Raw genomic sequence first — 13,788 nt, forward strand, 5'->3', positions numbered from 1 at the left:
GGAGCTGTCAGGCTTCAAACTTGTATCCGAGTCCGCGCACCGTTACGAGGTGGCGGGGAGCGGCGGGATCGGGCTCAATCTTTCCACGGAGCCGCTTCACATGGACATCCAGCGTTTTGGTGTCCCCCACGTAGTCCGCGCCCCACACCCGTTCGATCAGCTGCCCGCGGGTCATGACCCGCCCGGAATTGCGCAGCAGCATTTCCAGCAGCTCAAATTCCTTGAGGGGCAGCGGCACGTGCGTACCGTTGACGCTCACAATGTGACGGTCCAGATCCATTCGCACGGGCCCGGCTTCAACGGCGGGACCGGACAATTCCCCGCCCTCCTTCCGGCGGCGGAGGACGGCCCGGATCCGGGCCGTCAATTCGCGGGAACTGTAGGGCTTGGTGACGTAATCATCCGCGCCGATCTCCAGGCCCACCACCTTATCGATCTCGCCGTCCAGTGCGGTGAGCATGATGACCGGCACGTCGGAGCGCTGTCGAATCTGCCGGCACACCTCGGTTCCGGACTGGCCCGGGAGCATCAGGTCCAGCAGGATAAGGTCCGCGCCGCGGCGGTCGAACTCGGAAACGGCGTCTGTCCCGTTATCCACCACCTGCACATCAAAACCCTCCCGTGACAGCAGATAGGAAAGAGGGTCGCTGAAGGACTCTTCGTCTTCAACGATCAGGATCCTGGTCACGCACTGACTCCTTGTTCGTATGCCCCGCCGCTGGCCGGCGGAGACGCCGGCCGGGCGCTGGCGCCTTGGTTTTGTGGCCGTTCCCGGCGCGGTTGTTCGGAGTTTTCCATTTCCGGCAGTCGAACGGTAAAGGTGGAGCCTTGCCCCGGCTGGGACCACAGGCTCACTTCGCCGCCGTGGTTGGAGACCACATGTTTGACGATGCTCAGCCCCAGCCCGGTGCCTCCGGTGTGCCGGGACCGTGCGCTGTCCACGCGGTAGAAGCGTTCAAAAATGCGCTCCTGGTCCTCGGGCTGGATTCCGGGCCCCTGGTCCGTGACGGCAACCTGCGCCATCCCGTCACGCGACCGCAGGCCCACGCCCACCCGGCTTCCGTCCGGCGCATACCGGATTGCGTTGTCGATCAGGTTGCGGAAGGCCGTGGTCAGCATCTTCGCATCACCGTAGACAGAGCCTTCCACAGCTCCCCCGACGACGACGGTGGTGTTCTTGTTCTCGGCCGGCAGCCGGTTGGCTTCCACTGCTTCCGCGACCAGCTGGTTGATGTCCACTTCCCGGGCGCGGTCCACCATGTCGGTGCTCTGCAGCCGGGACAGCTCAATGATGTCCTGCACCAGGGCGGTGAGCCTTGCGGATTCCTTGCTCATCCGGGCCGCAAAGCGGCGCACGGCCTCTTCGTCCCCGGCGGCATCGTCCAGCGCCTCGGAAAGCAGCGAAATGGCTCCGACCGGAGTTTTCAACTCATGCGACACGTTGGCCACGAAGTCGTTGCGCACCTCCTCCGTCCGGGCAATCTCGGTGTGGTCGTCGGCGAGGATAAGGATGTACTCCTCCCCCACGGTGGCGACCCGGACCTGGAGGATGGTGTTGCCCTGGCCCAGCGGGCCCCGCTGCAGTTCCAGCTGGCGTTCTTCGATGACGCCGTCCCTGCGTACGCGGGCCGTCAGGTCCAGCAGTTCCGGAGGAACGAGGGTATGCCCGCGGACCAGCCCCAGGGCATACGCGCCCGGACTGGCCCGGACCACGCCGTCGACCGCGTCCACCACAACGTAGGCGCGTCCGATTACGGCAAGGACTTCCGCCGCGCCGTCGGGGATGGCCGGATCATCGTTCGCGGCCAGTTCCCGGCGTTGGCGGCGGCTGGCCACATATGCCAGCACGCCGGAGGCACCCACGGCGAGGCCGAGGATCCCGGCGATCAAGCCCAGCAGTACAGGATTCACCCTCCTAGCTTAGGCGGAGGGCCGGGCCCGGGGATTCCCCCGCGGTGGCATTGGGGGATTCGTTAAACTAACGTTCATCAAAAGACGCCCAGCGGTTAACCCCCGGCTGAAATCCTGTGGGCACGGCAGCACAAGACGCCGTGGACACGTGAACAGAGGCTGGACAATTGAAAGGACGCCGAAGTGCGTAAGGTTTTTCAGGCCGAGCTTCATCAGATTGGCGAAGAGCTGACCCAGATTTCGGAGCTCGTCACCGAAGCGATGCAGAAAGCCACGCTCGCCTTCGAAGGTGCCGACACGGAACTGGCTCAGGATGTGATTGCCGCCGACGCGCGGATCGATTTCCTCCAGAATGACCTGGATGAGCGGGCCATTGATGTCCTCGCCCTCCAGGGGCCGGTTGCCAGCGATCTGCGGATGATCGTCGGTTCCCTTCGGATGAGTGCCTCCCTGGAACGGATGGGCGACCTTGCACGGCATATCGCCCAGCTGGCCAGGCTGCGCTATCCCGAGCATGTGGTGCCGGAGGCCATGGTGGAGACCTTCAGCGAGATGGCGCGGCTGGATATCCGGATTGCCGAGCTGCTGACCGAGCTCCTCGAGACCCGGAACCTGGAGCTGAGCACGGAGATCTACGCCTGCAACAACCGGATCAACGAGCTCCACGCGGGCGTCTTCAAGGCCATCGCGGCTCCTGACTGGACAGTGTCCGCCGTCAGCACCGTGGACCTGACGCTGGCCAGCCGCTACTTTGAGCGCTTCGCGGACCACGGCGTATCGGTGACCCGGAAGGTGAACTACCTCGTGACCGGTGAATGGCAGCCCATGTCAGAATCCAGCCGGTAGGCAACAGCCCGCAAACAGATGCACCAAAACGAAAGGGCGGCCCCGAGGGGCCGCCCTTTCGTTTTCTGCTGAAACTTTTGTTACTTCTTCTTGCCCTGGTTGGCTACAGCCTTGATGGACGCTGCGGCGGCCTCAGGATCAAGGTAGGTACCGCCGGCCTTGATCGGCTTCAGGTCCTCGTCGAGCTCGTAGACCAGCGGAATGCCGGTGGGAATGTTGACGGCCGCAATATCGGCGTCGCTGATTCCGTCCAGGTGCTTGACGAGGGCGCGCAGCGAGTTTCCGTGGGCGGCGATCATGACGGTCTTGCCGGTCCTGATATCAGCGGAGATGTCCGATTCCCAGTACGGCAGGAACCGCTCCAGCACATCCTTCAGGCACTCCGTGCGGGGCAGTTCATCCGAGGACAGGTCCGCATAGCGCGGGTCATGAGCCTGGGAGAAGTCGCTGTCATCGGGCAGGGGCGGCGGCGGGGTGTCGTAGGACCGGCGCCAGAGCATGAACTGCTCCTCGCCGTATTCCGCCAGCGTCTGGGCCTTGTCTTTGCCCTGCAGTGCGCCGTAGTGCCGCTCGTTCAGGCGCCAGCTGCGCTTCACATCGATCCAGATGCGGTCCGCCGCACCCAGGGCAATGTTGGCGGTGTTGATCGCGCGCTGAAGACGCGAGGTGTAGAGAATGTCCGGGAGGATGTCCGCTTCCACCAGGAGCTCGCCGCCGCGACGGGCTTCGGCGCGGCCCAGGTCCGTCAGATCCACATCCACCCAGCCGGTGAACAGGTTCTTTTCATTCCATTCGCTCTGGCCGTGGCGCAGAAGGATCAGTTTGTAAGTCATATATGTCATCGTAACGGAGGACACCGGACCGGGGCAGGGCTGCGTCCGGCTGGGCCGCGGCAGCCGGCATTTTGGCCGGGCACCGGCCCGAGCCCAGTACCCGCGCTGCCGTCAGCCCTTCAGCGGTCGGGAACGACGGCGGCGGACCAGTAATATTGTTTAGTGCAAAAGCAGCAAAAACCCGTAGGAAATGTGACCAGGGGCACTACAAACCCCAATCGACTGCGGCGGGTGGACCGCTGGCTGGCCGGACCGCAGGGGTGGCGCCTGCGCAGAGCGGCAGACCCGCTCATCGTTGATCTGGGGTACGGCGCGGCCCCCACCACCGCCGTCGAACTTCACACCCGGCTGGGACGGGTCCGCGCGGACGTAGAGGTCATGGGAATCGAGATCGATCCCGTCCGGGTGCATTCAGCGAAGTCCCTGGAGCGGGAGGGCCTGTCATTTCGACAGGGCGGCTTTGAACTGCCGGTGGACGGGCGCCGCCCGGTCATGGTGCGCGCGTTCAACGTGCTGCGCCAGTATTCGGAAAACGAATATCAGGCGCACTGGAACATGGTGGTGTCGCGGCTCGCATCCGGCGGGATTTTCGTGGACGGCACCTGTGACGAAATCGGGCGGCGCTCCACGTGGGTGGAACTGGACTCCACGGGGCCGCTGTCGCTGAGCATCTCGATGCGTTTCGGCGCTTTCACCCTGCCCTCGGACGTGGCCGAGCGGCTGCCCAAGGCACTGATTCACCGCAACGTTCCGGGCGAAAAGGTTCATGCCCTGCTGCAGGCCATGGACCAGGCCTGGCTTTCGGCGGCACCGCAGGCCTCCTACGGCAACCGGCAGCGGTGGCTGGCGATGTGCGAAAGCCTGCGCTCGGCCGGATGGCCGCTGCTGACCGGCCCGGCCCGGTGGCGACTGGGCGAAATTACCGTGGCATGGGACGCGGTGGCTCCGAGCTGAGGGGCCCCGCTGCGGCTACCAGCGGCCGTACGGTCCGGAGTATCCGCGGCCGGAACCGCTGACCGCCGGTTTGACGTCCGCCAGGTAAACGCCGGCTGCCACCAGGGCAACCACGGTAAAGGGCAACAGGCCTCCCGCGGTTACGAAACTGAGCAGCCCGACGGCGGTGGCGGCTCCGGTCATGCCGAGCCAGAAACCCTTGGTGCGCTTGTCCGCGGCTTCGAACATTTGCGGCTTGCGCCGCAGGGCATCGGAGAAGGCCCACAGTGCGAGGATCAGCGTCGCCAGGCCGAGGGCGCGGTACAGGAGGGGCTCAAGGAGAACGACGAAGAGGATCACCGCTTCAGCCTACCGTGTCCCGATTGCCCAGCGCCTGGAAGAGGTCGTTCCAGAGGTCCTCCGCGTTCTCAATCCCCACGGACAGCCGCAGCAGGTTTTCCGGGACCGACTGCGGCTCTCCCGGCTGCCGCCGCCGTCGTTCAATCAGCGATTCCACTCCGCCCAGCGAGGTGGCGGGCAGCCACAGGCGCACGCTGTTGGCCACGGCTTCCGCCGCCATGGCTCCGCCGGCAACTTCGATGCACAGGATGGAGCCGAACCCGTTCATCTGTTGTGCGGCCCGGGCATGCCCGGCGTCCCCGGGCAGACCCGGATAACGGACCGCTTCCACCGACGGATGTCCGGTCAGGCGCTCCGCAAGCAACCCGGCGGTAGCCTGCGAGCGCTCGACGCGCAGCGCCAGGGTCCGCAGGCCGCGCAGGGCCAGCCACACCTCGAACGGCCCCGCAACTGCGCCGTGCAGGGAACGGTAGCTGTGGAGGCGGCCGTGCAGCTCCCCGTCGGAGGTGGCCAGTGCCCCCAGGACGACGTCGGAATGCCCGGCAAGGTACTTGGTCACCGAATGGAGCACGACGTCGGCGCCCAGTTCCAGGGGACGGGTCACCAGCGGGGTGGAAAAGGTGTTGTCCGCAACAACCAGCGCCCCGGCGTCATGAGCCGCACGCGCCAGGACGTCTATTTCCGCCACCTCCAGCATGGGGTTGGTGGGGCTTTCGATCCACAGCATGCTGGCCGGACCGGCAGAACCGCTTTCCCCCGGACCCTCGCCCCGGAGTGCCTCGAGCACCTGCTCCGTGTCGGCAATGTCCACGGTGCGCACGGTGAACCGTCCGTTGGCGGCTTCCTCGGCGGCCAGGAGCAGGGAGCCCTGGTAGCTGTGCCGCGGCATGACCAGGATTCCGCCGGTCGGGACGAGGGACAGCGCTGCTGCCACGGCGGCCAGACCGGAGGAAAAGACCAGCGCCGGCAGGGATGCGCCTTCAAGCTCGGACAGCGCCGTTTCAAAGGGGTCCCACGTGGGGTTGGAGAAGCGTCCATAGACCCGTTCGCCGGGAAGCGGCGTTCCGGCACCGTGGAAGGTGGAGGAAAGCACGATGGGCGGATTGACCGGTGCATCCGGCTCACGCGCGGGGCGGCCGGCGGACACCACTACGGTCTCGGGGGAAAGGTCTGCGGTGCTGTGGCTCTTCGGCGCGTGGCTCATCCTCACAGGGTAGTGGGAGCCGCAAAGACAGTGCCAATGTGTCCGGGATGCAGGTTGCGGCCGGCGGTCCGTCCCCTTTTGCAGACTGTCGGCCGGGAAGCTGTTACCCGGCAGATCTTCGCCCGCCGCGGCCTCCAGCCCGACTGGGTAGGCTAGGAGGGTGAGTATTTCTGAGTTCCCCGCCAACAGGCCGGGCCTGTTCATAACGTTCGAAGGCGGCGACGGAGCCGGGAAGTCGACCCAGGCCGCTAAGCTCACCGCGGCTCTGGAAGCTGCCGGCCGGAAGGTAGTGCGCACCCGCGAACCGGGAGGCACCGCCGTGGGCGAACAGTTGCGCTCGCTGGTCCTGGAACACGGCAACGGAGAGATTGACGCCCGCACGGAGGCCCTGATCTTCGCCGCATCCCGGGCCGCGCACGTCACCCAGGTGATCCGCCCGGCCGTGGAACGCGGCGACATGGTGGTGTGCGACCGCTTTATCGACAGCTCGGTGGCCTATCAGGGGTCCGGGCGCTCGCTGGGCACCGAGGACGTCCGGCAGCTTAACGTCTGGGCCACCGAAGGATTCTCACCGGACCTCACGGTGCTGCTTGACGTGGATCCGGAACAGGGCAGGCAGCGGCGGACCGCCAACCAGGCAACCGAAGACCGGCTGGAATCAGAGCCTGACACGTTCCATCTGCGGATTCGCCGGGCTTTCCTGGAGCAGGCGCGGACAAATCCCGCCCGTTACCTGGTGCTCGACGCCGGCCGGCCCGTGGACGAGCTGGCGGAAACCATCCTCACCAGGGTGAAGGAGCTGCTGCCGTGACCGTCTGGGACGATCTGCAGGGCCAGGCTCCCGTGGTGGACCAGCTGCGCCGCGGAGCCGCCCAGGCAACCCCCAACCACGCCTGGCTGTTCACCGGTCCCCCCGGTTCCGGCCGGTCCAACGCCGCCCGGGCCTTTGCCGCAGCCCTGCTGTGCGACCAGCCCGATCCCGCGCTCCGCGGCTGCGGCGAGTGCAAGGCCTGCCGCACAGCCCTCGCCGGGTCGCACGCCGACGTCACCTCCGTCACCACGGAGAAAGTGACCATCAGCATCGACGAGGCCCGGGAGCTGGTGCGCAAGGCACAGGACAAACCCTCCACGGGGCGCTGGCGCGTCATCATCGTCGAAGACGCCGACCGCATGCAGGAACGCAGCACCAACGTCCTCCTCAAGGCCATCGAAGAACCCCCGCCGCGCACCATTTGGCTGCTGTGCGCCCCCAGTCCCGGCGATGTCCTGGTGACCATCCGGTCCCGCTGCCGCGCTGTCAGCCTGCGGCTGCCTCCTGTTGAAGATGTGGCCGACCTGCTGATCCGCCGGGACGGCATTGACCCCGATGTTGCCCGCGACGCCGCCCGTGCCGCACAGAGCCACATTGGCATTGCCAAGCGGCTGGCCACGGATGAGGGAGCCCGCCGCCGGCGCGAATCCATCGTGCGGCTCCCGCTGTCCCTGCGCAATGTCTCCGGTGCCATGAAAGCCGCCGCCGACCTGGTGGCCCTGGCCGAGGCCGAAGCCACCAGCTCCTTCGAACAGCGCGACGCCGCCGAACGGAAGTCGCTGCTGGCCTCGCTGGGCGCACCCGAGAGCGGCACGCTGCCGCCGTCGATCCGCAGCCAGGTTAAACGGCTGGAAGAAGACCAGGTGCGCCGGGCCAAGCGCTCCAAGAACGATTACTTTGACCGCGCATTGACCGATTTGCTGTCCTTCTACCGGGATGTGCTGATGCTCCAGATGGGCAGCAGCGACACCCTGGTCAATGAATCCCTGCGCCGTGAGCTGACCGACTACGCCGCCCACGGATCCCCGGAACAGACCCTGCTGCGGATGGAGGAAATCAATCTGGTCCGCACCCGTCTGGTGTCCACAAACGTGGCACCGCTGCTGGCCATCGAAGCAATGGCGGTTAGCCTGTTATAAACCCGCGTGTGCCCACCGGCTCCTCCGCGGGCCGTGAGTTTCCATTCCATCCAGGAGCAACGATGACCCCAGCCAGCCGCCGCTTTCCCCGACTCGTGCTGGCAGCAGCGTCCGCCGTCGTCGTGCTGTCCGGAATGACCGCCTGTACCGGAGACAGCGCACCGGAGGATACCTCCGCTGCCGCTTCGCCGTCCGCGTCCACCGGGACCACCACAGCTGCGGCGGACGTCATTGGAGACGTTCCCGAGGACCTGCGGCACTACTACAGCCAGGAAGTGGCATGGGGAGAGTGTGAAGACACTTCCTCGGACGCCTTCCGGTGCGCCACGGTGGAGGTCCCGCTGAACTACGCGGATCCGGCGGGCAAAAGCATTGACCTGGCCGTCATCCTCGCCAAATCCGAGGACACGGCAGAGGGCACCATCCTGATCAACCCCGGCGGGCCGGGCGGCTCGGGCTATGACATTGTCCATGACTCCGTGGACTACGTGACCACTGACCGGCTGCGGGAGAACTTCAACGTGCTGGGCTTCGACCCCCGGGGCGTTGGCCGCTCCGATCCCGTCGAATGCCTCACGGACGCGGAACTGGACGCCGCCCGCGAAGAGTATTACGACCCGGCCGAACCGGCCGGCCTGCAGGCTGCCCGTGCCGACGCGAAGGAACTGGCCGATAAGTGCGCGGAGAAATCCGGGGACCTGCTGGGATTCGTGGACACGGTCAGCGCAGCCCGGGACATGGATATCCTGCGGGCAGTGGCCGGGGACAAGCAGCTGAACTACCTCGGTTTCTCCTACGGCACGTTCCTGGGCGCCACCTATGCTGAGCTCTTCCCCGAAAAGGTTGGCCGCATGGTGCTGGACGGCGCACTTGATCCTTCCGCCAGCAACGAAGAAATCACCCTCGGACAGGCTGAAGGGTTTGAGAATGCCATCCGCGCGTACGTGGAGGACTGCCTGACCGCCGCTGACTGCCCGCTGTCCGGCACCACGGATGAGGCAATCAAGACCATCCGCGAGCTGATCGCTTCGGTTGAGGCCAGTCCGATGACGGCCAAGGACGGGCGCACTGTCACAGTGTCCACCTTCGTCACCGGCTTCATCGTGCCGCTGTACAACTCGGACAACTGGCCCATCCTGACCCGGGCCCTCGACGAGGCTCTTCAGGGCGATCCCTCCACCATGCTCTATCTGGCCGACCTGAACGCCGACCGTCAGTCCGACGGCACGTACGGATCCAACACCACGGTGGCCTTCAGCGCCATCAACTGCCTGGACTATCCGATGACGGCCGACGATGAGCAGATGGCGCTGGACGCCAAACAGCTGGAGGAGGCCTCCCCCACGATCGGCAAGTTCCTGGGCTACGGCGGAATCACCTGTGAATCGTGGCCTTATCCCCCGGTCAATACCCCGCACGAGATCAAGGCAGCCGGCGCCGCGGACCTGCTCGTCATCGGTACCACCGGAGATCCGGCCACTCCCTACAAGTGGTCCGTTGCCCTGGCCGAACAGATGGACTCCGCCACCCTGGTGACCTGGGAAGGCGAAGGGCACACCGCCTACGGCCGCGGCAATGAGTGCATCGCCGATACCGTGGACGACTACTTCATCAACGGAACCCTTCCCGGCGGGGACAAGGTCTGCTCCTAGGCTCCTGTCCCGCCGTTCCGATAAAGAGCTGCCCCGCCGACCACGGCCGGGCAGCTCTTTTGCATAACCCCTAGGCACACTTACCTGCACGGCGTAGTTTTTACTCATGCAGGTAAAGCCGGTGACGATCACCGGGGCCGCACGGCGGACCCAGATCATCGACGCCACCATCGCGGTCATCGCCGAGCAGGGTTATGACCGTGCATCCTTCGCCCGTATTGCGGAGCGCGCGGGGATCTCCAGCACGCGCCTGATTTCGTATCATTTTGCCGGCAAGGCGGACCTGATGGCCGCCGTCGCAGCGGAGGTGATCGGCGCCGTCAGCGGCTGGACCGGCCGGGCCGTACACGCAGAATCCGGCGCCGCCGCCCAGCTGCGCGCTTACATCGAGGCGACGGTGCAGTTCATCAGCGACAACCGGGCCCCGATGAAAGCCCTGACGGACATCCTCCTGGCCGGCGCGCTGGAGTATTCCGCCGACGACGACGCCGAAGCCGGAGCCCCGCTGGAACAGATGCTGCGCCGGGGCCAGGCGTCCGGAGAATTCCGTTCCTTTGACCCGCTGGTCATGGCAGCAGCCATCCAGCGTTGCGTGGACGGGCTGCCGTTCCTTCTGGAGCGCCAGCCGCAGCTGGACTGCACAGCCTATGCCGGAGAGCTGGTGACCCTCTTTGAACTGGGCACCAGAGCTGAAACCGGAAACAGGTATTCCTAGTTCCGGGACGCTTGTCCCGGCGCAGCCCGGGACCGGCAAGGAGGACCGACCATGACACCTTCCGCAGCACAGCGGAGGCCCGGCCTGCCGCTGGTACTCCGCGGCCTGCGGACGGCTGCAGCTTTCCTGGGCCCGCTGGTGCTGTTCTACGGGCTCCGCGCCTTGGGCACCAGCGCTTACCTCGCTCTGCTTGCCGGAACCGCTGCTTCCGTGGCTGGAACCGCCGTCGACGTTGTCCGCCGGCGAACCATCGGACCAGTGACGGCCTTTGTGGTGGCCCTGATGATTTTCAGCACCGGGGTGTCCCTGCTCAGCGGAGACGTACGATTTCTGCTGGCCAGGGGAGCCTGGGCCACCGGCCTGTCCGGGGTGTGGTTCCTGGCCAGTGCCTTTACCCGGCATCCGCTGGTCTACCTGTTCAGCAGGCCCCTGATGGAAGGGCGTTTTGGCTGGCCTGCCGACTGGGATGCGGTGTGGGAACGGGTGCCGCGATTCCGCCGGATTTGGCGGGTTACCGGTGTCATGTGGGGACTTGCGCTGATCCTGGACTGTCTGCTGCGAATCCTGATGGCCTACAGCCTGCCCGTCGACAGCGTTCCGGCGGCGTCCACCGCGCTGTCGGTTGTCACCACCCTCTCCCTGATTGCCATGGCCAACATCTACTACCAAGTGACGGGAGCCGCCCGGAAATGGTCCCGGTTCTATGCTCCCCTCGACACCGGCGGCTGAGGGGCCGTTTTGACCAGCCGCCCCGCGGCATATAAAGTAGTTCCTTGTGGATTCTGGCCGTTAGCGGACAGTTGAAGCCCGCCTCCTTAGCTCAGTTGGTAGAGCGTCTCACTCGTAATGAGAAGGTCGCCAGTTCGATTCTGGCAGGAGGCTCCACAGCAAAAACCCCTGGAAACTCAGTTTCCAGGGGTTTTTGCGTTTTTCCTCAACGGCCTCGGGGAAGGCCTGAAGATTTTTTTAGGCGAAGTCAGCCGTAGCCGGATCGGCGCCGTAACGCGTGCCGTTATCCAGTGCGTTGATGGCTTCAATGTCCTCGTCGGACAGCTTGAGGTCCAGGGACTCCCAGTTTTCCTTGATCCGCGACTCGGTCACGGACTTGGGGATCACGATGTTGCCCAGTGCCAGGTGCCAGGCGATGACCACCTGGGCCGGCGTGGCGCCGTCGTACTTCGCAGCGATCTCCACCAGCTTGGGGTCTTCCAGCAGGCCCTTGCCCGAGCCCAGCGGGGACCAGGACTCGTGCAGGATGTTGTGCTTGGCCTCGAAGGCGCGAAGTTCGGACTGGTTCAGGTACGGGTGGGTTTCCACCTGGTTCAGAACCGGAACAACGCCGGTGGCGTCGATGATTTCCTGCAGCGCCTCTACGGTGAAGTTGCAGACGCCGATGGACTTTACGCGGCCGGACTTCTGCAGCTCAATCAGTGCCTTCCAGGTGTCCACGTACTTGTTCTGCTTCGGCTGGAGCCAGTGAATCAGGTACAGATCCAGGGTTTCCAGGCCGAGGCGCTCCATGGAGGCGTCGAAAGCCTTCAGGGTCTCTTCGTAGCCCTGGTCCGCGTTCCACACCTTGGTGGTGATGAACATGTCCTCGCGGGGAACGGAGGTTGCGGCGATGGCGCGGCCGACGCCGGCTTCATTGCCGTAGATCTTGGCGGTATCGATGTGCCGGTAGCCAACCTCGAAGGCCTGGCCGACAACCTTCTCGGCAACCTCGTCTTCAACCTGCCACACGCCGTAGCCGAGCTGGGGAATGGTGTTGCCGTCATTGAATGTCACAAGCGGAGATGTAGTCATTTGCCTATCCTTGCAAATGACCGGCAGTAATCCGCATTGAATGACGCCTCTATGCTGCCCGCGAAAAAACTGCCGGGCCTATTCCCGGATTACGAAATTATTTTCAGGAACCGGCCGGACCGGTGACGGCGGCCTTGAGGGCCCGCTCAGCCTCCAGAATGTCCTCTGCCACCAGCTGCGCGCGCCGATGGACGTTTTCCAGGCCGGCGGAGGCGAAGCCCCAGCGTTCGCCTTCCAGGCGGGACATGGCGGCAGCTTCCGCGGTGGCAGCGAGTGAGTTTCCGCTGCGTGAAAGGGCCCGGTGCACTGATATCAGCGCACCGGGAATGTCCTGGCCGTTGCTGGGCAGACGGCGCTGCGCACTCATGCACACTTCGCGCACGCGCGGCAGCAGCTCCGCCAGCTGGTTGGCCACGGTCACGAGTTCGTTGTAGACGGCGTCATCCTCCACGCCCTCCAACATCTGGTGGTAGCGGTCCAGTCCACGGGTGAAACGGTCGTGGGCTCTGCGCCACACGCCTTTGCCGAGCTGTGTATCGTCCTTGCGCCCCTGCCGGGCGGCTGCAAATAATGCCATTTGTCCTACAGGTATTGACCGGGACCGGCGTGCGGTTCGGAGCGGGTTGAAGCGGGTCGTCCGGAGGCGGGGGCATCAGCGCGGCGCGGCTCGCCGTTCTCGCCGATGATGACCCCGGGGGCCAGGACGGTGCCCGGCGGCAGCTGGCGCAGCTGCAGGCGTGAGGCCAGCTGCTGGTTGGCTGTCTGCTGGGCAGCAATTGCAGTTTGGATCCCCCGGAAGAGTCCTTCCAGCCAACCAACGAGCTGGGCCTGGGCGATGCGGAGTTCAGCATCCGTGGGGACGCTTTCATCCACGAAGGGCAGGTTGATCCGGTGCAGTTCCTCCACCAGTTCCGGAGCCAGACCGTCTTCGAGCTCACGCAGGGACCGCTCATGGATTTCCGCCAGGCGGTTGCGGGCGGCGTCGTCCAAGGGCGCGTTCCGGACTTCTTCCAGAAGCTGCTTAATCATGGTGCCGATGCGCATTACCTTGGCGGGCTCGTCCACCAGCTCACGCAGCTTGGCGGGGCCGGAACTCTCCCCGCTGCGGACTGCGGCGTCCGAGTCTCCGGAACCCTGGTTGGAGGCGTGGCTTACAACCCCCTGAGACGCACCCGTACCGTTCACTGCAGGACCCTGGGCAGATCCCGGATTCGCGGCAGAGTTGCCCACCGGAGGATTGCTGGAGGGGGTTTCCTGACCGCCGCCGGCCTTGCTGGCGTCTGATGAATCCTCGGAACCGGGCGCGGGCGCCGTATCCGGCCGGTCGGCGGATCCGTTCTCTTCAGTCATGCGTTAATGCTCTCATGCTTGGGCTCCAATGCCGGGGGAGGGTCAGCTTTACAGCTCTTCTTGCGCTCAAATTGCGGCAGCTCCTCGGCCTTTTGACGTCTCCCTCCTTACGGTAGGCCGGTCCGGGACTGCGGCTCAATGCCCTGCAACACGGCGACACAGACGGCTCAGCCAGTTCGGACGGCTCAGCCGACTCAGCGGGCTCATAGGACTCAGCGGACGCGGCGGGCA

General features: G+C 65.3%; 15 protein-coding genes and 1 tRNA gene. 8 read left to right on the forward strand and 8 right to left on the reverse strand.

Annotated elements, in window-relative coordinates; all coding sequences use genetic code 11:
* Positions 1-7: 7 nt before the first annotated feature.
* Together AC4D2Q_RS15625 and AC4D2Q_RS15630 are read right to left on the reverse strand one after the other, a co-directional pair.
* On the reverse strand, positions 8-688 hold the full coding sequence (locus AC4D2Q_RS15625; protein ID WP_490927895.1) for a response regulator: 681 nt from the start codon (positions 686-688) through the stop codon (positions 8-10).
* Positions 685-1,911: a sensor histidine kinase gene (locus tag AC4D2Q_RS15630; protein ID WP_490927896.1), complete on the reverse strand. Its 1,227-nt coding sequence runs from the start codon at positions 1,909-1,911 to the stop codon at positions 685-687. The genes AC4D2Q_RS15625 and AC4D2Q_RS15630 overlap by 4 nt, the downstream gene beginning before the upstream one ends.
* A gap of 183 nt (positions 1,912-2,094) precedes the next feature.
* Here AC4D2Q_RS15630 and phoU point away from each other — a divergent pair, with 183 nt between their 5' ends.
* Positions 2,095-2,757 carry a phosphate signaling complex protein PhoU gene (phoU, locus tag AC4D2Q_RS15635; RefSeq protein WP_490927897.1) on the forward strand — a complete coding sequence of 221 codons (663 nt, stop codon included), beginning with the start codon at positions 2,095-2,097 and terminating at the stop codon, positions 2,755-2,757.
* A gap of 80 nt (positions 2,758-2,837) precedes the next feature.
* Here the strand turns inward: phoU and AC4D2Q_RS15640 are convergent, their stop codons facing one another.
* Positions 2,838-3,590, reverse strand: coding sequence for a phosphoglyceromutase (locus AC4D2Q_RS15640; protein ID WP_490947388.1), 753 nt, complete (start codon positions 3,588-3,590; stop codon positions 2,838-2,840).
* A 192-nt stretch (positions 3,591-3,782) separates the two neighbouring features.
* Between AC4D2Q_RS15640 and AC4D2Q_RS15645 the strand changes: the two genes are divergently transcribed.
* The gene (locus AC4D2Q_RS15645; protein WP_490947389.1) at positions 3,783-4,544 is read left to right on the forward strand and encodes a class I SAM-dependent methyltransferase; all 762 of its coding nucleotides are present in this window, start codon (positions 3,783-3,785) and stop codon (positions 4,542-4,544) included.
* A gap of 15 nt (positions 4,545-4,559) precedes the next feature.
* Here AC4D2Q_RS15645 and AC4D2Q_RS15650 read toward each other — a convergent pair whose 3' ends face one another.
* Both AC4D2Q_RS15650 and AC4D2Q_RS15655 read right to left on the reverse strand, forming a co-directional pair.
* On the reverse strand, positions 4,560-4,883 hold the full coding sequence (locus AC4D2Q_RS15650; RefSeq protein ID WP_490927900.1) for a DUF2516 family protein: 324 nt from the start codon (positions 4,881-4,883) through the stop codon (positions 4,560-4,562).
* Between the two features lie 4 nt (positions 4,884-4,887).
* Positions 4,888-6,087 (reverse strand): trans-sulfuration enzyme family protein, encoded by a 1,200-nt coding sequence (locus tag AC4D2Q_RS15655; RefSeq protein WP_490947390.1) that lies wholly within the window; start codon positions 6,085-6,087, stop codon positions 4,888-4,890.
* Between the two features lie 160 nt (positions 6,088-6,247).
* Here AC4D2Q_RS15655 and tmk point away from each other — a divergent pair, with 160 nt between their 5' ends.
* The 6 genes from tmk to AC4D2Q_RS15685 all read left to right on the forward strand — a co-directional run bounded on the left by tmk (position 6,248) and on the right by AC4D2Q_RS15685 (position 11,289).
* Positions 6,248-6,898 (forward strand): dTMP kinase, encoded by a 651-nt coding sequence (gene tmk / locus AC4D2Q_RS15660; RefSeq protein WP_490947391.1) that lies wholly within the window; start codon positions 6,248-6,250, stop codon positions 6,896-6,898.
* Positions 6,895-8,037 (forward strand): DNA polymerase III subunit delta', encoded by a 1,143-nt coding sequence (locus tag AC4D2Q_RS15665; protein WP_490947392.1) that lies wholly within the window; start codon positions 6,895-6,897, stop codon positions 8,035-8,037. Before tmk ends, AC4D2Q_RS15665 begins: the two co-directional genes overlap by 4 nt.
* 62 nt (positions 8,038-8,099) lie before the next feature.
* The gene (locus AC4D2Q_RS15670; protein WP_490947393.1) at positions 8,100-9,689 is read left to right on the forward strand and encodes an alpha/beta hydrolase; all 1,590 of its coding nucleotides are present in this window, start codon (positions 8,100-8,102) and stop codon (positions 9,687-9,689) included.
* A gap of 106 nt (positions 9,690-9,795) precedes the next feature.
* Positions 9,796-10,404, forward strand: a complete 609-nt coding sequence (locus AC4D2Q_RS15675; protein WP_490927905.1) for a TetR/AcrR family transcriptional regulator — start codon at positions 9,796-9,798, stop codon at positions 10,402-10,404.
* Positions 10,405-10,455: 51 nt separating this feature from the next.
* Positions 10,456-11,133 carry a VC0807 family protein gene (locus tag AC4D2Q_RS15680; RefSeq protein WP_490947394.1) on the forward strand — a complete coding sequence of 226 codons (678 nt, stop codon included), beginning with the start codon at positions 10,456-10,458 and terminating at the stop codon, positions 11,131-11,133.
* An 80-nt stretch (positions 11,134-11,213) separates the two neighbouring features.
* Positions 11,214-11,289: transfer RNA gene (locus tag AC4D2Q_RS15685), tRNA-Thr, on the forward strand.
* Between the two features lie 81 nt (positions 11,290-11,370).
* Here AC4D2Q_RS15685 and AC4D2Q_RS15690 read toward each other — a convergent pair.
* The 3 genes from AC4D2Q_RS15690 to AC4D2Q_RS15700 form a co-directional block, all read right to left on the reverse strand.
* Complete coding sequence (locus AC4D2Q_RS15690; protein ID WP_490927907.1) at positions 11,371-12,207, reverse strand: aldo/keto reductase; 837 nt, start codon at positions 12,205-12,207, stop codon at positions 11,371-11,373.
* A 103-nt stretch (positions 12,208-12,310) separates the two neighbouring features.
* The gene (locus tag AC4D2Q_RS15695; protein WP_490947395.1) at positions 12,311-12,784 is read right to left on the reverse strand and encodes a hypothetical protein; all 474 of its coding nucleotides are present in this window, start codon (positions 12,782-12,784) and stop codon (positions 12,311-12,313) included.
* 5 nt (positions 12,785-12,789) lie between these two features.
* Positions 12,790-13,557, reverse strand: coding sequence for a bacterial proteasome activator family protein (locus AC4D2Q_RS15700; RefSeq protein WP_490947396.1), 768 nt, complete (start codon positions 13,555-13,557; stop codon positions 12,790-12,792).
* Between the last annotated feature and the right edge of the window lie 231 nt (positions 13,558-13,788).

The organism is Arthrobacter sp. TJ-178 (assembly GCF_058269275.1).